The sequence below is a fragment of the Parapedobacter flavus genome, assembly GCF_035818675.1.
Classification (GTDB): Bacteria; Bacteroidota; Bacteroidia; order Sphingobacteriales; family Sphingobacteriaceae; genus Parapedobacter; species Parapedobacter flavus.
The window spans coordinates 157,452-175,372 of sequence record NZ_JAYKZZ010000013.1; the positions used below are offsets into that span (position 1 = coordinate 157,452).

Genomic DNA, 17,921 nt, shown 5'->3' on the forward strand with positions numbered 1-17,921 from the left:
TTGCTTTACAATGGGATTAAGAGCTACTTTATTCTCCAACCTTTTCATAGTGGTTCATTTGCTCGTTGAATTTTGAAAAAATTATTTTCCTGGGTTTGCAAGCGTGAAGAAAGTAATACTTGTCTCAGGCAATTCTACATTTCCTGCTTTTACATTTTTACCTGTAATTGTTGGCAATTCGTCATTTGCGGTTAAAGCTAACTCTCGTTCAGCATTACAGTTGTTCCCTCCAACTCATTTGAAGTTAATGTAAATTGTTCAGCATCGGACGGAAGATTAATTGACGTTGCTTTTTTATTGGTATTGATGATTAAAATTGTTTTACCAGATTCAGACCCTTTAAGATTATGAGCAAATACATATACCCCTTCTTTTCCTGTTCCTGCATCATACACCTCTGTACCCATCAATTTAGCCCATAAGTAAGCTGCCCAATAGTTGGGTTTTGGCAAATAAGTATCTTGGTCGATCAAACTATATTCACTTGCTAAGAACGTATTATGGATAATTACTTTGACACCTTGCTTAGCCAGTGAACCGTGTTGATATAGATAGCGGAAACAATCCAAGAATGTGGCTGCATAAGGGTCGCCACCTGCTGCGGCTTGTGCTGTTTCCGTAATCCAAATTTCTGTTCCGGGCATATATTTATCCCGAAGTCCCATATAAAAAGCAGCAGATTGGTCTGTCCGCTGCAACCATTCTTTGCCCAAGGCATTCTCTGCTTTTATGGAAAATGGGCCTTCGTTCATCATACGAATGGAAGCAGCACCATAAAAGTGATAGGAAAACACATCAAATGTAGGCTTTGGTTCAGCGGACATTAAATCTTCAGTAGCAAGGAATTTCATGCCCGGCTGGTCAAAGGTTACCCCATCCATTCCTTCGAGTACTGCACCTGGACCAAGGGTTTTCATATCAGGAACTTCTTCTTTAGCCCAAGTATTAAAGGCGGCTACATCTTTCGCAAAATAGGATGCGTCATACTCAGGGTTCATGAGACCACCAGACAATGGCATTGTTGGTTCGTTGAAAAGTTCAGCAGCGGCGATACTTCCACCCAGACTTTTCGTATAGCCAGACTTTTCGTATAGTTTACGAGTTTTTGTGCTTCTACAGGAGTCCAAATCCCATCTTGATTACGCACGCCGTTCGATACTGCAAATGATGTGACCAATTCTGAGTCTGTTGCTTCTAGAAATTCGAGTACTCCTTTCCATTGGCTTCTAGTCAATACATTTAAAAATCCCTCCGGAGCTGGTTGGATCGGCTCATCGTTATCTTGAAAGTAGGTCGCGTTTGTCCAAGTACCGCTTACACGTACATAAGCGGGAGCGAGGCCTTTGGCCAGATTTAAAATTCTTTTATTCGTTAAATCAACAGGATCTAGTTTTCGGTACAGCTCCGGGTTTTTCTGCGATACATCATAGGTTCCCGTAGCTTCGGCAGACGGCAAACTGTCCATCATTTTATAGGGTTTCCAAAACTCTCCACCTACTACTTCAACCATCTCAACATTATAAGATTGAAATCGTTCACTTACTGTTCCAATTTGCTTCATTTCCATGGGATTGATGTTTACTGCATCCGTATTTTTCTTTTCTGCATTTTGACATCCGACAACAAGCATTAGCGCTACAGCGGATAAAAATGGTATTGCAGTTTTTTTCATGGTAATTATTTTATTTGTTGTTCGATTTCTGCTTGTACCTCTTCAATTTTTGATTTTAACTCCTTATTCGCAATTTCCCCTTTCTTTTTAACGTATTCAACAGCTTTTAGTTGTCGTTAGTTTAACCCAAGTTTCATTAGCTGTTCTACTGTCGACTTATTTTTGAAATAGGGTAACCGAAAAACCGCCGTCTTGCTCGATAAGCTCGGGTTCGGGGAGTTCAGCCTGTCTACAAGTCTCGATGATTTTTATCGTTCCCCTTCCCCATGAGTCAATCAATCTTATCTTTTCAATTTTCCTTTTTTTATGGTAGCCACGGACTGTTTAGATTTATTAACCTTTTCAATGAATGTATAGATTGGTACGGATTGTCTTTAAGCTGATACTGATACGCAAATTTTCTCGTTATGTGACTAAAGTAACCGTAAAATGCTGGCCGATTGTCTAAATTTGCGGACAAACGATTTTAAGAAAGGGGAATTATGCGGAACAAAGGAAACATCACGGCGATCACGTTCTTGCTTGCTGTTTTTACACAGGCAAACAAATCACATGCCCAAGGCTATTTTTTTGAACGGGTATATGACGAAAGCCTTGCGCAGGTAAGTTATGTCATCGGCGACTTGAATACCGGAGATGCCATTGTTATAGACCCTCGGCGGGATATCGATGTATACCTGAAAATAGCGGAGACAAATCATCTCAAAATTACGAAGATAGCCGAAACGCATATTCATGCCGATTTTTTAAGCGGCTCGCGCGAGTTGGCAGCCGCTACCAATGCAGAGCTGTTGCTGTCAGACGAGGGCGGACCAGACTGGCAATATCAATTTCCGCACCTCGGGTTAAGGGACGGAAGCTTGATTACAATCGGTATGGTGGAACTGAAAGTCATGCACACCCCCGGACACACACCCGAAAGCATCACATTTCTGGTAAGAGACACCGAAATTTCCACCGCCCCGCAGAGGGCCATAACGGGCGATTTTATATTGGTGGGCGATGTCGGTCGCCCCGACCTACTGGAAAAATCTGCGGGCCACGTCGGCTCGCAGGAGATCGCCGCAAAGCAGCTATATGCTTCCATTCAGCAATTTTCAAAACTGCCGGATGACTTGGAAATATGGGGCGGGCACGGAGCCGGTTCGTTTTGCGGAAAAAATTTAAGTACCATTCCCCATTCTACCTTGAAGGAAGAAAAGCAGTTTAATAAGGCCTTTCAATTTAAGAATGATGAATCAGAATTTGTGACATACATCCTGGACGGACAACCGGCCCCGCCCAAATATTTTGCCGTAATGAAGCAACTTAACCGCGTCGAGCGGCCGTTACTGATACAGATTCCCATACACCCGATGCTTGATCAGCCGGCGTTTCAGAAGTCGATAGACAACAATCTTTTGATTATTGATACCCGAAGCAAAGAAGAAGTTGCCGAAGGGCACGTTTCCGGTAGCTTGCATATCGAAAACGGAAAGTCGTGGTCCACCTGGATCGGTTCTTTGGTGGGTTACGAGCAACAAATCGTGCTCGTAACCGATGAAGGCCAAACGGAAGAGCTGACTCGTAAGTTGATGCGTATCGGGATGGACAACATCTATGGTTTTGTAACCGACTTGGAGAAAATGAATATCGAATTGGAGAAATCCGACCTCGTTAATATCGAGGAACTAAAAAAGCACTTAGACAATAAAGACGTACAGATCATCGATGTACGCACCGAAGGCGAATATAACGCCGGACATATCAAAGGCGTGGAAAACATCGTTTTAACCACTTTGGAAGAGAACGTAGATAGAATCCGTAAAGACAAACCGATCATTGTGCATTGCCAAAGCGGAGTGCGTGCTGCAATGGCATACTCCATTTTGAAAAGGAACGGAATACAGAACGTCCGCGTGTACCAGGGGGGCATCAATGAATGGACCGAAACCGAGTATCAGTTAGTCCAATAATTATTTGCCCAGTTATGCAAATAATGGTACTTTTGTAAATTGATGAACAAGGCTATACCACATATCTTGGAAAATGGCAAGCGAGGCATTTTTGTACTTGCGGTCACGCTTTTGGTGTTGCTTTCTTCCTGTGTTGTCAAAGCAAGCATCAAAACGTTGGCCGGTTTGCCTGTAAACTCCGAACAAGGTATACCCAAGGGCGCACGTAATTTTTCCATGAATTCCGCGGAAACATGTGTTCTGCTCGATGGGTCAGATAAGACAATCGTTCAACAACAAAGTTCGCACCATGCAAATGACCTATTGCCGGTCGTTATCTTCACGGCGGCATTTCTATTTATCGTCGGCTTTCATGCCGTAAGCAAAGAAAAGAAACACCCCTTTTATAGTGGCAGTGGCAAAATCCGAAGCTCAATTCCCATCTTTTTGGAGTATCGGAAACTCATCATCCATCATTCCTGCTAATGTCCTTCTTCGCTATTGACCTGATTGGCTCAATGGCAGGACTTCCATTGTTTTCCCTTTAAATTAATCTTCGGTCGCCGTTGCGACCTGTCAAAATTTGTGAAGTAATATGATCAAACATATTATAGCGGCCGCCGTATGGTGGCTAGCCATCGCTGTTGCTTTTCCATTGTATGCGCAGCAAAAGGAACACACGTTAGGCAGCCTGTGGTCTAAGGTGGAGGAAAACTATCCAGGCGTTGGCGTCAAAACATCGGCGATCGATGCCGCGAGGTTTAACCAACGGGCAGTTAAAAGCCATATGCTCCCACAGGTAAACGCCCAAGCGCAAAGCACTTACGGCACCTATGAGGGAAGTGCTGGCGCCTTTTTTCCGCAGGCAGGGTTTTTCAACGTAAGTGGTTCGGCCGTACCATTGGATGGCAGCACTACGGCAGCCAACACCTTTGGTTCCGCTATTGTTCAATGGGAGCTGTTTTCATTCGGTAGACGCCGCAAGCAGAACGAGGCCGCGGATGCGTTGTATCATCGATCCGTCAGTGAAAAAGACGCCTATTTACTCGGGCTTAAAAAGACCTTGTCTGAACGGTATATCGCGCTACTATACAACGATGCCAAGCTGCACTGGACGGAGCGGAACGCCGAACGCTTAGACGATATCCGCCAGATCACTTCGGGCTTGTCCGCTTCGGGCTTGATACCTGCGGCAGACAGCTTGCTCGCGTCGTCGTCCTACGTACAGGCCATGGGTGAACGCGATAAGTGGACCGGTTTTAGGCAGGCCGCTTACTTCAAAGTATTGGAATTGTATGGCGATGATACGGTCGATTACATCGCATCGGCCATCCGCTTCGGCCATCCCGCTCCACAGGCCTTCAACGAGTTAAATCGCATCCATCCCCGACACCCTATTCTCGACGCATTGGATAAGCAATCCGACTATTACACACTGAGCGGTGAGGCCCAAAAAAAAGCGTCGCTGCCTTCGTTGAATCTGTTGGGCGGTTATGCCTACCGCGGTACGGGAATCGGGCCCAACGGCAGGGTGTCGGGCGCTTGGCGGGACGGTTTCCGCAATACGACCCATAATTTTTTGGCCGGTATCGGCTTCACGTGGAATCTGACGAGCCTGCACACCAACCGCATGAAAAGTGGGCAACTTTTTAAAGAAGCGGAAAGCGCACAGTTCCGGCGTTCACAGTATGAACAGGCCATGCGTGCGGATTTATCCGCATCCCAGGCAAAAATCACAGAACAATCCGAGCAGCTTCAGAAAACGAGGCTTGCCGTACAGCAATCGCAGGACGCTTACGACATGTATCTCGCAAGATACAAAAGCGGCTTGATTACGCTGAGCGAACTGTTGCAGATACGCACCTTGCTCGAACAGGCGGAGAATGCCCATATCGAAGCTTCCCGCGAATACTGGGCATTGCTTGCCTACGAGGCGGAACTGACAGCGGATTTCGGATTTTTATTCAGCAACCTTTAATGAATCGTACATGAACATTATCAGATTTGCGTTAAGGAAACCCATTGCCATTATGGTTGCCGTATTGGCCATCGGGTTCTTTTCCTATAACACCATAAGAAAAATAAACGTCGACATCTTTCCCGAAGTCGAGCTGCCGGCGATATACATCGCGATGCCGTACGGCGGACTGTCACCGGCCTATATGGATGGGTTTATGGCCAACGAATTCCAGAAAGTGCTCTTGTTCGTTAGCGGTGTAAAAGACATTGACTTCAAAAGCGTACAAGGGTTGACGTTGATGAAGTTGACCTTCTATCCGGGGACCGATATGGCGCAGGTGGCCGGCGAAGTGTCGACATCCGTTTCCAGAGCGATGGGTTTCCTGCCACCCGGAGCCGTTCCTCCCATGGTGGTGCGTTTTGACGGGAGCTCGCTGCCCGTAGGTCAATTGGTCTTTGAAAGCGACCAGCGATCCGTCAATGAGCTGCAAACGCTGGCCATCACCCGGATACGGCCCATGTTTACGGAAGTGCCCGGTATTACTGCTCCTGCGCCTTTCGGAGGGAATATCCGTTCCATTGTGGTCAATATCGATCCGGAAGCCATGCAGGCCAATGGACTAAGCCCGGAAGAAATCACGGTAGCCATCACCAAAAACAGTCTTCCGTCTCCGGCAGGAAATATCCGCATAGGCGATAAAAACCTGATGGCGCCCATCAACTCCATTGCCAAAGGGCCGGAAGAACTCTTGAAAACACCCATAAAAGCCAACGATAACCGCACGGTGTACGTCGGCGATGTCGCCCGTGTCGAAGATGGTGCCGACCAAACGGTGGGCTACGCATTGGTCAACGGGAAACGATCGGTCTATCTGCCCATCATCAAGAAAGCCGATGCCTCTACGCTGGAAGCGGTGGAAAACCTGAAAGCGTCCATTCCAAAGCTTAAAAACCAATTGCCCGAAGACGTCGAGATCAGCTATGAATTTGACCAGTCTTCCTACATCGAACGTGCCTTGTCCAACCTCGTCTTGGAAGGTGTACTAGGGGCCGTCTTTACCGGTTTGGTCATCCTTTTATTTTTGGGCGATACCCGGGGCGCAATCATTGTGGTGTTTACCATTCCCATTGCAATCCTGTCCGCAGTTTCGGTACTGCACCTCCTGGGCCAAACCATCAATATCATGACCCTAAGCGGGCTGGCGCTTTCCATCGGTATCCTCGTCGATGAGGCCACGGTCACAATTGAGAACATACACCAGCATATGGAGATGGGTAAATCCAAAGCGAGGGCCATCATCGATGCGCTCTACGAAATCTCCATCCCGAAACTGCTGATCCTGCTTTGTATCCTTGCGGTGCTGACTCCCGCGTTTATCATGACCGGCATTCCGAAAGATATGTTTATGCCCTTGTCGCTGGCCGTCGCCTTTGCGATGATTGCCTCGTTCTTGGCCTCACAGACCTTTGTGCCGATTTTGGCCAACTGGATGATGAAAAATAAGCATAATGCAGGAATGAAAACAGCACGGAAACGTGCCTTCTTTGAAAAATTCCGGATAAACTATTCGTACCGGATGCGCAAGTGGGGTAAGAAATCAGGGGCACTTTTTGTGGGGTACGTCGTTGTCGCCGGGGGGATTGCCGCCATTTTGCTAAACGTGGTCGGTACGGATGTGATGCCGGTTTCCAACAACGGTGATTTTCAGATCCGCTTACAGGCACCGCAGGGGAGCCGAATTGAAAAGACCGAACAGATCGTCAGGGACATTACCCAAGATATCCGTTCCGCACTGCCCGAAAACGGCCTGAACATCACGTCCGCTTTTGTCGGGATGCACCCGGCAGCTTCACCCATCAACCCGATATTTCTATTCAGCAGTGCTCCCCATGAAGCCGTCCTGCAGGTGTCGGTCAATCAGGACGTCTACACCGGCTCGATAGAAGATTTCAAAGAGGTCATCCGGGAAAGGATCAACGCGAACCACCCGGAGGTCGCCTTTAACTTTGAGGCGATGGAACTGACCGAAAAAATCATGGGGCAAGGGGCGATGACACCGATAGAGGTCAAAGTGAGTGCCCGGCAGGTCAAAGGTGCTTATGCGCACGCCGCCAAGATTGAAAAGAAGCTGAAGGAGATTCCCTATCTGCGGGATGTTCGCATTGCCGAATCGATGGACTATCCAACGCTCGAAATCGAAGTGAACCGGGACTTGGCCGGACAGTTCGGCCTGACGATGCAGGACATCACCCGAAGTCTGGTAACGGCGAAGTCTTCCACGCGCTATACTGACAAGAACCTGTGGGTCGACCCGGTGTCCGGGCTGGTGTTTCAGGTACAAGTACAGATACCCGAACGGATCATGCAATCCGAAGAAAGGCTGCGTTCGCTCCCGTTGAAAGCGGGAAGCCTCCGTCCGGTTCTGGAGGATGTCGCCACGATCCGCAGAACAACAGCCCCCGCACAAGTAAATCGCAAAGGCCCCAATCGCTATGTGACAGTGGTTGCCAATGTCTATGGAGCGGATTTGGGAACCGCCTCCCAGGCTGTGGGGCGGGCAGTTGCCGATGCCGGAGACCCACCAAGAGGTACTACGGTCTGGACAGCGGGAACCCTGCAGCTCCTCGACGACACATTGAGCAGTCTGTTAGCGGGTCTGGGCATAGCGATTATTGTTATATTCCTGATGCTGTCCGCGTATTACCAATCGTTTAAAGTGCCGTTGGTTATCCTGTCGGTATTGCCGGCCGTGATTGCGGGCAGCCTTATTTTGCTTTTCCTTACCGGCAGTACACTCAACCTGCAGTCTTATATGGGCATTATCATGTCGTTGGGCGTATCGGTTTCCAATGCCGTGTTGTTGGTCAATCAGGCCGAATATTACCGCCGGCAACTGGTGCTGAAACCCACCAATGCGGCAAGATTAGCGGCCTCATCGCGAATGAGACCGGTATTGATGACCGCTGCCGCCATGTTTGCCGGAATGTTACCGATGGCAATGGGCTTGGGTGATGGCGGAGAACAGGTAGCGCCGCTCGGCCGTGCTGTCATCGGTGGCTTGGTCGCTTCCACGGTTACTATTTTACTACTAGTGCCGCACTTTTTCTCTTCGGTCATGTCTAAGGCTTCCGTAATCAGTCCGTCATTGGATCCTGACGATAACCGAAGTAGGTTTTACCTCGAACCATCCAAAAAGTAAACGATTAACATATAAAAACAAAAATGATGTATCACAGCATTTTAGCTAATAAAAAAACGATAGCAAATGGGATGATGGCCGCGCTCCTATTCGGCCTTGCTTCTTGTTCACCGCAAGGCGAAGAGAAAATACAGGAACAAAAAGCGGAAACGCAAACGGTCAGCTATCCGACGGTACCCGTACAGTCACTTCATCCCAAATACGAAATCGCTGTCCCGGCGGAACTGAAACCTTATGAACAGGTCTCGGTATATGCAAAGGTTACCGGTTTCGTCAAGCAGCTTTATGTGGATAGGGGCGATTACGTCCGCGAAGGACAGCTTTTGGCAGTACTCGAGGCCCCCGAGATGGAGCAGCGGTACCTATCCGATAAGTCCAACGAGCAAAAGGTACACAGTGATTATCTGTACGCCAAACAGGCGTTTGAACGCCTGCTCGATGCCTCCAAAACCACCGGAGCAGTCGCGGATATTGAACTCGAACGGGCAAAAAGTGCCATGGAAAGTGCCCAATCTGCGTACGAAGCCTCCAAAGCGGGCACTGCACACTCGTCGCAGCTAACCCAGTATTTACGCATTACTGCACCGTTCGAAGGGGTGGTTGCCCAAAGAAATGTATCTGTGGGGGCATTGGCGGGAACAGGAAGCCCTACGCCGTTATTTATGATGGTGCAGAGCGACAAGCTCCGGCTTACCCTCTCCCTGCCCGAAAAGCACGCGTCATCCGTATATGAGGGCATGCCCGCTACGTTTACCGTAAGCTCGCAGCCCGGTAAGACATTTGATGCTACGCTTTCTCGCTCATCGGGTTTGCTCGATCAGCAAGACCGTTCCCTTACCTTGGAGTTTGACGTGAGCAACCCGTCAGGCGAATTGCAGGGAGGCGATTATGCGCAGGTCAAGCTGAAACTGAAACGCAAACGCCCATCAACTTGGGTAGCAAATAAGAGCGTATTGCACACGCAGTCGGGCACCTACGTGTTAACGTTGAACGACAACGAAATCAAGCGGATCCCGGTCAACGAAGGCATCCGTTTGGATACGCTGACCGAGGTGTTCGGAAATCTTTCTCCGGCGGATAATATCATTATCAAACCCTCCGAGGAAATCAAAGAAGGCAAAATAAATAAATAGTATAACCATCAATGAAAGCACTAAAAGATCTCAAAATGAAAACAACGAGCATAAACTCAATCGTCCGTTCGGGGATGATCATCATCACCGCCCTTTCCTTGGCGGCCTGTGGAAATACTGTGAAGAACAACGTCAACAAGGTCAAGGGCGACACGATCACGGCAGAAGATGTTGCGGTGGTGGAAACACCCCCGGCATCGGATATTTCCTTTAAAGGCGAAGACGGAAAAACCGTATCGATAAGTGCATTGAAAGGCAAGGTGATATTCATTAACTTCTGGGCGACGTGGTGCCCGCCCTGTATTCACGAAATGCCGTCCATTAATGAATTGAAACAATCGTTCAACGAAAATGACGACATTGTATTCCTGATGGTGGATGTCGATAATAAAATAGAAAAATCGTCCGCTTTTATGCAGGAAAACAACTATGACCTGCCGGTGTATGTTCCAGTCAGCGACATCCCATCCGACTATTTAGGGGGCGCTATCCCCACGACGGTGATTCTCGACAAACGCGGCGAGATGGTGGGCCGTATGGAGGGTGGCCGGGATTATTCAGACCCCCAGCTAGTCAGCGCGATCAACGAATTGGTAGGTAGTAATTAACAGCTAGAAAGAAGTTATGATTTGGCAGTACATCCGGAAAAATGGTTTCACCATTTTGCTGGTCATTTTTGTCGGGGTGATGTTCGTCAGCCCAGATACAAAGTCTTTTGTGCTCCGGCAGCTCATGGCAACCGGGCTTTTCAACGCGAGTATGGATGGCAACAGCACGGCAACCACGTCGGCTCATGATTTTGGCTTTGCTGATGAACAAGGGAATAACCACCATACCTCATCCTTAAGAGGCAAGGTTGTCTTTATCAATTTCTGGGCCTCGTGGTGTCCACCCTGTCGGGCAGAGTTCCCCTCGATTGAAACGCTTTATTCCCGGCTCAAAGACAACCCCGATGTATTCTTTCTGACCATCAACGAGGACAGCGACCTTGCCAAAGGTCGCGCCTATTTGGATGCGGAAAATTTTTCGGTTTCCCTATATACGGCGAGTGGTCAAGTACCCAGAGAAATCTACGCTGGTGCATTGCCTACCACTGTCGTGTTGGATAAAAACGGAAAAATCAGGTACCATCATACCGGTTTTGCCAATTACGCAACGGATAAGTTTATCAGACAGGTCGAAGAACTGATAAAAGAATAAATCTGTGGAAAGACACTATAATGAATGCGTTAAGCGTTTTGATTATCAAATCAATGAACTATATGAAAGGCCATAAAACGGCGTATGCCGATATATATCGCACCCGGGGGACACCTGAAGTCCGGCAAAGTAAGGAGATCGATTACCTAGTATGCGACAAAAACCCGAACACGGAGCTCTTACAGATGTCAGCCCCTAACTTCTATGAACTCGATCAATGCGTTTGGACGTTGATCTACCCAACAAACGTATCAAACACCTAAACTTGACTTTCAAAAAGCATCAATAGTTGAACAAGGGGTTCGACTGGGGTCCCTGACACCCCGCCACCCAAAATGAAGCCCGGCAATAGCCGGGTTTTTCTGTTTAAACAGGCGAGCCAAGCGCGCTTGAGCGAAGCCGGTTAAACAGAAAAAGAAATGAGCGCAGCGAATGGCTTCATTTTGGGTGAAGCCTCCCCCAAAAGGGATGGCTGCGGCCTTTGCGTGCGGGGCCGTGCGGCGCAGCCAATCCCTTAAAGTCAATCCCAAGCGCGCTTGAGCGAAGCCAATTGAACAGAAAAAGGCATGAGCGGAGCGAATGGCTTCATTTTGGGTGTAGCCTCCCCCAAATGGGATGGCTGCGGCCTTTGCGTGCGGGGCCGTGCGGCGCAGCCAATCCCTTAAAGTCAATCCCAAGCGCGCTTGAGCGAAGCCAATTGAACAGAAAAAGGCATGAGCGTAGCGAATGGCTTCATTTTGGTTGAAGCCTCCCCTCCCAGGATGGCTGCAGCCTTTTGCGTACGGGGTGTGAGCGATGCAGCCAATCCCTCACCTTCCGCAAAGCAAATGAATGCCCGCGATAGCGAGTATTTTTATTTGCCGCGTTCCAAGATAATCCGAAGATTCCACCTCAGCTTTATATCAACTTGTGAGCAAGTTCTTGGTAAATCATATAGATAACCCCGAAATTGTCGAAAGACTCAGAGGGTTACTTGACGAAAAACACATTGAGGATTAAAAAATACTCCAAAATTGGATCGAGTACAGTCTATTGACCTACATTCTCTTTGAATAAAATTAGCCCAAACCGATTTGCATAACGATGAATTTGTTTGTTATTTCAATCAAAATACATACATTTGTGTGTAATAACAAACAATAGTTAGAAATGACTACAAAGAAACAGGTTGTTTTACCGAAACATAGTAAGCTCTTGGAGCAGATGGGCGAGAATATAAAACTTGCAAGAAAACGTCGCAAACTAACGACCATTCAAGTTGCAGAGCGTGCGGGCATCGCGCGCTCAACATTATACCTCATTGAAAAGGGGGATACAGGAGTGGCATTTGGTGCGTATTTTAACGTGCTCCGGGTACTGGGCTTGCAAGAGGATGTGTTGAAATTAGCGACGGATGATGAGCTGGGAAGAAAATTGCAGGATTTGGAATTATTGAAGTAAAAGAATGGCAAAGGACAAGTTTGACATATATGTGTATGCGCATTGGAAAGGGATGCCGGATTCCAAACTCATGGGCATGCTTTCTGCTCACTTTGCCAAAGGAAAAAAGGCATTTAGTTTCGAGTATGATAAAACATGGCTGAAATCGGAACACCTGCAAATCTTGGATCCTGATATCCAATTTTTCGCCGGTGCGCAGTATTCCAATGACAAAGAAAACTTCGGTGTTTTTTTGGACAGCATGCCTGACAACTGGGGACGAACATTGATGAAAAGAAGAGCGGCCCAGCTGGCCGGGGAGCGAAACGAAAAGGCACCGATCTTGTATGATATTGACTATTTGCTGGGCGTTTACGACGAGAGCCGTATGGGAGCATTGCGCTTCAAAACGGATATAAATGGCCCATTTTTAGATGATAACAATGAAACGCCTACTCCGCCATGGTCTTCCATTCGGGAGCTTCAACATGCGGCTGATCGTTTCGAAAATGACGACAGCAATGATGAACTAAAAGAGTGGCTGGCTATTTTAATGGCACCGGGTTCCTCATTGGGTGGTGCACGTCCCAAAGCCAATATTCTGGATGAAAACAACGAATTGTGGATCGCTAAATTTCCCTCCAAGAACGACACACTTGACAAAGGAGCCTGGGAATTCCTGGCGTATCAATTAACAATTGGAGCCGGGATACAGATGGCGCCCTCCAAAACAGAAAAGATAGCAGGTAATCACCATACATTTTTCACGAAACGCTTTGATAGGGAACAAAGGGAACGCATTCATTTTGCTTCGGCGATGACCATGACGGGTAATAGCGAAGATACGATACGCGACAATCCGGCAAGTTACCTGGATATCGCCGAATTTATACAGACGTATGGAACAGCGGTGGAAGAAAACCTACATCAGTTATGGCGAAGGGTGGTTTTCAATATTGCAATTTCCAATACGGACGATCACTTGCGGAATCACGGTTTTATTTTGGCAGATGAGGGTTGGATTTTGTCCCCGGCTTATGACATAAATCCTTCAGTAGAAAAAAATGGTCTGTCACTCAATATTGATATGGACAATAATTCATTAGATTTTGATCTCGCTATAAGTGTCGGTGAGTTCTTCAGATTGAACCATAAGCAAATGGACGGAATCATTCAGGAAGTATTGGAAAGCGTGAGCCAATGGGATCGAATTGCCGATAGCATCGGGATATCCAGAGCAGAGAAAGAACTCATGAGCGGAGCATTTAAAATATAAGTTTAAATCAATAAGCCTAAAGATTATACCGGTTCATTTCGTATATTTGCTATACGTTTAGGAATAGGGAAGCATAGATTTCAGTGCAGCGAGACCATAGTGAGACCGCACAAAATCGAAGCTTGTAAAAGATATTAAATGAGGAGGTTATGAGGATCGTTCGAATCCCTCACCCTCCGCCACTCAAAATGAAGCCCGGCAATAGCCGGGTTTTTCTGTTTAAAGAGGCGAGCCAAGCGCGCTTGAGCGAAGCCAATTGAACAGAAAAAGGCATGAGCGTAGCGAATGGCTTCATTTTGGTGAAGCCTCCCCCATCGGGATGGCTAACGAAGGCCTTACAAGTCAATGTGCAGCGATATGGCACAATCAGGACAAAGAAAATTTTGCAACAAATGTACTGATGGTTGCGAATTATCTTCATCATCTTAGACATCAAAACCATTGTAAATTTTAAGGAAGTCGGAAGAGGAAATTTTGAAAGGGAATGGGTACCTACCTTGTCAATGGTAACCTATCAACTTGAGAAGCAATCAGCAAACGGTTATATTTTAACGCTAACCATTTAGGGTTACAGTGATTATTCTATTTTTGCTTCAATGAATAAAAATAACAGTAGCACTAAAGTAATTTACAATCAGACAGCTGAATCCGCAGCTATGGTGGCAGATACCAGGCAAGCAATGGCAATTACGGCGAAGATCAACCGTTTGACATTCGATGACGCTGACGAAGTCCGTGTCTTGTTTAGCCAACTTATCGGAAAAAAGGTCGATGCCAGCTTTTTACTGCTGCCTCCCTTTTATACAGCCAGTGGGAAAGAAATCAGTGTCGGTCGGAATGTATTCATCAACCAGAATTGCACGTTGTATGACTTGGGTGGCCTCACCATCAAGGATGATGTAATGATCGGACCCAATGTGAGTATCCTGACAACCGGCCATCCCGTTAATCCCTCTCAGCGTCGTTCCATTACGATTGGAAACCCCATCGTCATCGAACGGAATGTCTGGATTGCAGCCGGAGCCACGATTATTGGTGGTGTAACCATAGGCGAAAATTCGGTCATTGCCGCCGGTTCGGTGGTTACAAAGGACGTGCCTCAAAATTCCCTTGTAGGAGGAAACCCCGCCCGGGTAATCCGCTCTATCTGCGATAAATAAATGCAGCAACCTAGAGTCATTATATTCTTACCAATTGCCGGCAGTTGGTTATCAGCCTTAGCGGAAATTTGCAGTTGTAAAGCTAACGATTTCATTTCGGTGTTAAACCACCAGGGATGTCAGTTCTTGATGGCCAATGAACACAACACGTTCAGAAAAATTAGTTTGTGCCTTCCGTGAGGACGGTGGTTATGCTTAACAGAATCTTTTTCAGCAAGCTAAAAAAGCTTATATTTGTATTCATAGCACAATCATACGATGGATAGCTTGTTATTATATAAAAAATTGAACCATTTGCCTGATGCAATGAAGGCCGAAGTAGCGGATTTTATTGAGTTCCTTGAACAAAAGGCTAAGAAGGGAAAGAAGAAGGTCGATAGACCTGTTCCCAAATTTGGCAGTGCTAAAGGCTTGTTTGTGATGCACGATGATTTTGATGAGCCGCTGGAAGATTTCAAAGATTACATGTAATAGCAGGTAATTTATTGGATACCCATGCATTTATCTGGTTCATCAATGGAGACGAAGCGTTATCCTCGAAGGGATTGGAAGCCATCGAAAAACATCCAGACTCAAATTACGTCAGTATAGCCAGTCTATGGGAAATTGCGGTAAAAATCAGCCTGGGCAAATTAGACATCAAACAACCATTTTCCAAGATTGCTGATGAAATCACGAAAAACGGCTTTCAGCTTTTGCCTATTGGGTTTGAAGACGTTTTACAGGTTACAGCACTCTCTTTTTTCCACAAAGATCCATTTGACCACCTAATCATCGCCCAAGCTATTACCAACAAATTGCAAGTTATCTCAAAAGATCAATACTTCACCGAATATCCCGTTAATGTGATTTGGTAAAACTTATGAAGCGTTGGATTAGGAATAATTGAACAAGGTGTTCGATTGGAGTCCCTGACACCCCGCAACTCAGAATGAAGCCCGGCAATAGCCGGGTTTTTCTGTTTAAGAGGCGAGCCAATCCCTCACTCTCCACTGAGAGTGGCTTCCCCAATAAGCCCTTTCCCAAAAACACAACCATTTATCTTTCATTTTCAAATAGTTATACGAAACATAGTACTGCAGAGATGAAAATTTCAAACAAGAAGCGAAAAGGCACTTATTCTTAAATTTCTATCTTTGTTATAGAATTTCAATGGGTTGGCCATTTAGTTAATGGTCACTACCTAACTATTAAATTCTAATCAAATGGAGTACATAAAAACAACACCTTACAAAGAATTAGAACCTTTTATTAATTTCTATTGGGAACTGAAGGGAAGTGAACTCGGCGAACAATGGGAGCGGGTTTTTCCTGATGGCTGTGCAGGTGTAGTAATGAATTTAGGAGATAATTGTTTAACAGACAGCGGTTCGGTCACCATGGAGTTTGGAAAAACTTATGTAGTTGGCGCAATGACTTCATTCAAAGATAGTTTTATTAACAGTGATACATATTTATTAGGTGTATGTTTTAGGCCGGCAACCTTCAGTAATTTTTATGACTATGTCTCCCAACATGTATTAACTAATGAGACTGTTGAGTTTGAAAAATCCAGTTCATTTGAAGTTGATAAAATCCTTCGCAACCCGTTCGATTATCTCAACCATTTTTTTTCGGACAGAATAAAAAACAAAACCAACCAATTACAGGCAGTCATTAATGACATACATTCAGCAAACGGACAAATTAGTGTCTGCGACCTGTCGAAGCGACATTTAACAACTGTAAGACAATTAGAACGGAGTTTTAAGAAAAACATTGGGGTATCACCCAAAGAATATTCGAATATTATTCGTTTTCAAAATGCTTTGAGCATAATTAGAAATTCAGATGAAAATCGGAGCTTATTGGATATTGCTTTTGAGTGTGGCTATTATGACCATTCGCACCTAACCAATGAGATTAAGCGGAACACAGGGTTGGTTCCTTCACAAATTTAATTTTGTCGCATTTTTCCAAAGTACCAGTACTTGTCTACGACTAATTTTGTAGCGTATTAAAATTTAAGACAAATGCGTAAAATATCACTTTTCATTGCGATGAGCTTAGACGGTTATATCGCAAAACCCAACGACGACCTCAGTTTCTTAAACCTTGTACAAAGGGAAGGCGAAGATTATGGCTATGCCAAATTTACGAGCAGCATCGACACGTTGATTATTGGTAGGAAGACTTACGATTACGTGCTCAAGAATGTCGGCGTTTCCCATTATGACAACGGGCAGAGGGATGTATATGTTATCACAAGAACCCAAAGACCAAATATAGGTAGGACAACCTTTTTCACAGGAAGTCTGCCTGATTTGGTCAAAAGATTGAAATCTGAAGATGGAAAAAACATTTATTGTGACGGTGGCGCGGAAGTAATCAATGAATTATTGAAACACGGCCTCATCGACGAATTTATCATTTCGGTCATACCGGTTTTGTTGGGCGAAGGCACAAGGCTATTTAAAGATGGTCGACCGGAACAACAACTCGAATTGGCGCAGGTGGAAACATTTGACACGGGATTAACCCAGTTGCATTACAAGAAAAAACAGTGAACCGTTAACTGGTACTTTTTTCCTATTGTTTGAAAATGATCACACAAATGACTTCAAATTAAGCAATAACAATTTTTTTATACTAAAATCGCCCTAGAAAAATCGCCCTAGAAGGTTAAACGCGACAATCTTAGTGCGTAACGGGGCAAAAAGGCTCGTGTTAAGCCCAAGTGTGGAATGTTCGCTGCCCATGTTCCAAATGGGCGATATGTTCGGGTAACCTGCGCTGTAAGGGGTTCAGGATATGCCGCAACGGGTTCCGGAAACACCGACCTGAACCCTGTTCAACGCAACCCGGCTCCATCCCTACGCAATCCGAACCCGTGTGGAACGGACCACGATCCATGTGGAACCGACAGGGGTTCATGCCGAACGCACTCGGGTTCAGCTGCACGCTGAAGGGGCTCAGGTGAAGTCGCCTA

17 protein-coding genes are annotated in these 17,921 nt (G+C 46.2%); 14 read left to right on the forward strand and 3 right to left on the reverse strand.

The window, feature by feature from the left end; all coding sequences use genetic code 11:
* Nucleotides 1-197: 197 nt before the first annotated feature.
* From U9S71_RS11790 to U9S71_RS21075, 3 genes are all read right to left on the reverse strand, one after another.
* Complete coding sequence (locus tag U9S71_RS11790; protein ID WP_326327704.1) at nt 198-998, reverse strand: hypothetical protein; 801 nt, start codon at nt 996-998, stop codon at nt 198-200.
* Entirely contained in the window at nt 995-1,672 is a 678-nt protein-coding gene (locus U9S71_RS11795; RefSeq protein ID WP_326327705.1) for a hypothetical protein, read from the reverse strand. Before U9S71_RS11795 ends, U9S71_RS11790 begins: the two co-directional genes overlap by 4 nt.
* A 156-nt stretch (nt 1,673-1,828) precedes the next feature.
* Entirely contained in the window at nt 1,829-1,966 is a 138-nt protein-coding gene (locus U9S71_RS21075; RefSeq protein WP_436410325.1) for an ATP-binding protein, read from the reverse strand.
* A gap of 188 nt (nt 1,967-2,154) precedes the next feature.
* Between U9S71_RS21075 and U9S71_RS11800 the strand changes: the two genes are divergently transcribed.
* The 14 genes from U9S71_RS11800 to U9S71_RS11865 all read left to right on the forward strand — a co-directional run bounded on the left by U9S71_RS11800 (nt 2,155) and on the right by U9S71_RS11865 (nt 17,499).
* A complete protein-coding gene (locus U9S71_RS11800) occupies nt 2,155-3,627 on the forward strand; it encodes an MBL fold metallo-hydrolase (protein ID WP_326327706.1) in 1,473 nt (490 codons plus the stop codon).
* Between the two features lie 42 nt (nt 3,628-3,669).
* On the forward strand, nt 3,670-4,092 hold the full coding sequence (locus U9S71_RS11805) for a hypothetical protein (RefSeq protein ID WP_326327707.1): 423 nt from the start codon (nt 3,670-3,672) through the stop codon (nt 4,090-4,092).
* A 109-nt stretch (nt 4,093-4,201) separates the two neighbouring features.
* Nucleotides 4,202-5,584: a TolC family protein gene (locus U9S71_RS11810; RefSeq protein WP_326327708.1), complete on the forward strand. Its 1,383-nt coding sequence runs from the start codon at nt 4,202-4,204 to the stop codon at nt 5,582-5,584.
* Nucleotides 5,585-5,594: 10 nt separating this feature from the next.
* Nucleotides 5,595-8,765, forward strand: a complete 3,171-nt coding sequence (locus U9S71_RS11815) for an efflux RND transporter permease subunit (protein WP_326327709.1) — start codon at nt 5,595-5,597, stop codon at nt 8,763-8,765.
* Between the two features lie 23 nt (nt 8,766-8,788).
* Complete coding sequence (locus tag U9S71_RS11820) at nt 8,789-9,898, forward strand: efflux RND transporter periplasmic adaptor subunit (RefSeq protein WP_326327710.1); 1,110 nt, start codon at nt 8,789-8,791, stop codon at nt 9,896-9,898.
* 35 nt (nt 9,899-9,933) lie between these two features.
* Entirely contained in the window at nt 9,934-10,506 is a 573-nt protein-coding gene (locus U9S71_RS11825) for a TlpA family protein disulfide reductase (protein WP_326327711.1), read from the forward strand.
* Between the two features lie 16 nt (nt 10,507-10,522).
* Nucleotides 10,523-11,098: a TlpA family protein disulfide reductase gene (locus U9S71_RS11830; protein WP_326327712.1), complete on the forward strand. Its 576-nt coding sequence runs from the start codon at nt 10,523-10,525 to the stop codon at nt 11,096-11,098.
* A gap of 1,149 nt (nt 11,099-12,247) precedes the next feature.
* On the forward strand, nt 12,248-12,538 hold the full coding sequence (locus U9S71_RS11835) for a helix-turn-helix domain-containing protein (RefSeq protein ID WP_326327713.1): 291 nt from the start codon (nt 12,248-12,250) through the stop codon (nt 12,536-12,538).
* A gap of 4 nt (nt 12,539-12,542) precedes the next feature.
* Nucleotides 12,543-13,793: a type II toxin-antitoxin system HipA family toxin gene (locus tag U9S71_RS11840; protein WP_326327714.1), complete on the forward strand. Its 1,251-nt coding sequence runs from the start codon at nt 12,543-12,545 to the stop codon at nt 13,791-13,793.
* A gap of 680 nt (nt 13,794-14,473) precedes the next feature.
* Nucleotides 14,474-14,953, forward strand: coding sequence for a sugar O-acetyltransferase (locus U9S71_RS11845; protein WP_326327715.1), 480 nt, complete (start codon nt 14,474-14,476; stop codon nt 14,951-14,953).
* A gap of 258 nt (nt 14,954-15,211) precedes the next feature.
* Nucleotides 15,212-15,424 (forward strand): type II toxin-antitoxin system VapB family antitoxin, encoded by a 213-nt coding sequence (gene vapB / locus U9S71_RS11850; RefSeq protein WP_262248215.1) that lies wholly within the window; start codon nt 15,212-15,214, stop codon nt 15,422-15,424.
* 14 nt (nt 15,425-15,438) lie between these two features.
* The gene (locus U9S71_RS11855) at nt 15,439-15,810 is read left to right on the forward strand and encodes a type II toxin-antitoxin system VapC family toxin (RefSeq protein ID WP_326327716.1); all 372 of its coding nucleotides are present in this window, start codon (nt 15,439-15,441) and stop codon (nt 15,808-15,810) included.
* Nucleotides 15,811-16,158: 348 nt separating this feature from the next.
* Nucleotides 16,159-16,893, forward strand: coding sequence for a helix-turn-helix transcriptional regulator (locus U9S71_RS11860; protein ID WP_326327717.1), 735 nt, complete (start codon nt 16,159-16,161; stop codon nt 16,891-16,893).
* Between the two features lie 72 nt (nt 16,894-16,965).
* The gene (locus U9S71_RS11865; protein ID WP_326327718.1) at nt 16,966-17,499 is read left to right on the forward strand and encodes a dihydrofolate reductase family protein; all 534 of its coding nucleotides are present in this window, start codon (nt 16,966-16,968) and stop codon (nt 17,497-17,499) included.
* Nucleotides 17,500-17,921 lie beyond the last annotated feature (422 nt).

What these genes read in the sequence shown, in the direction of transcription:
- U9S71_RS11830 (WP_326327712.1), top strand. Translation starts at nt 10,523, where the DNA reads ATGATTTGGCAGTACATCCGGAAAAATGGTTTCACCATTTTGCTGGTC.
- U9S71_RS11800 (WP_326327706.1), top strand. Translation starts at nt 2,155, where the DNA reads ATGCGGAACAAAGGAAACATCACGGCGATCACGTTCTTGCTTGCTGTT.
- U9S71_RS11825 (WP_326327711.1), top strand. Translation starts at nt 9,934, where the DNA reads ATGAAAACAACGAGCATAAACTCAATCGTCCGTTCGGGGATGATCATC.
- U9S71_RS11815 (WP_326327709.1), top strand. Translation starts at nt 5,595, where the DNA reads ATGAACATTATCAGATTTGCGTTAAGGAAACCCATTGCCATTATGGTT.
- U9S71_RS11845 (WP_326327715.1), top strand. Translation starts at nt 14,474, where the DNA reads ATGGCAATTACGGCGAAGATCAACCGTTTGACATTCGATGACGCTGAC.
- U9S71_RS11840 (WP_326327714.1), top strand. Translation starts at nt 12,543, where the DNA reads ATGGCAAAGGACAAGTTTGACATATATGTGTATGCGCATTGGAAAGGG.
- U9S71_RS11860 (WP_326327717.1), top strand. Translation starts at nt 16,159, where the DNA reads ATGGAGTACATAAAAACAACACCTTACAAAGAATTAGAACCTTTTATT.
- U9S71_RS11835 (WP_326327713.1), top strand. Translation starts at nt 12,248, where the DNA reads ATGACTACAAAGAAACAGGTTGTTTTACCGAAACATAGTAAGCTCTTG.
- vapB (WP_262248215.1), top strand. Translation starts at nt 15,212, where the DNA reads ATGGATAGCTTGTTATTATATAAAAAATTGAACCATTTGCCTGATGCA.
- U9S71_RS11805 (WP_326327707.1), top strand. Translation starts at nt 3,670, where the DNA reads ATGAACAAGGCTATACCACATATCTTGGAAAATGGCAAGCGAGGCATT.
- U9S71_RS11790 (WP_326327704.1), bottom strand. Translation starts at nt 998, where the DNA reads ATGAACCCTGAGTATGACGCATCCTATTTTGCGAAAGATGTAGCCGCC.
- U9S71_RS11810 (WP_326327708.1), top strand. Translation starts at nt 4,202, where the DNA reads ATGATCAAACATATTATAGCGGCCGCCGTATGGTGGCTAGCCATCGCT.
- U9S71_RS11795 (WP_326327705.1), bottom strand. Translation starts at nt 1,672, where the DNA reads ATGAAAAAAACTGCAATACCATTTTTATCCGCTGTAGCGCTAATGCTT.
- U9S71_RS11820 (WP_326327710.1), top strand. Translation starts at nt 8,789, where the DNA reads ATGATGTATCACAGCATTTTAGCTAATAAAAAAACGATAGCAAATGGG.
- U9S71_RS11865 (WP_326327718.1), top strand. Translation starts at nt 16,966, where the DNA reads ATGCGTAAAATATCACTTTTCATTGCGATGAGCTTAGACGGTTATATC.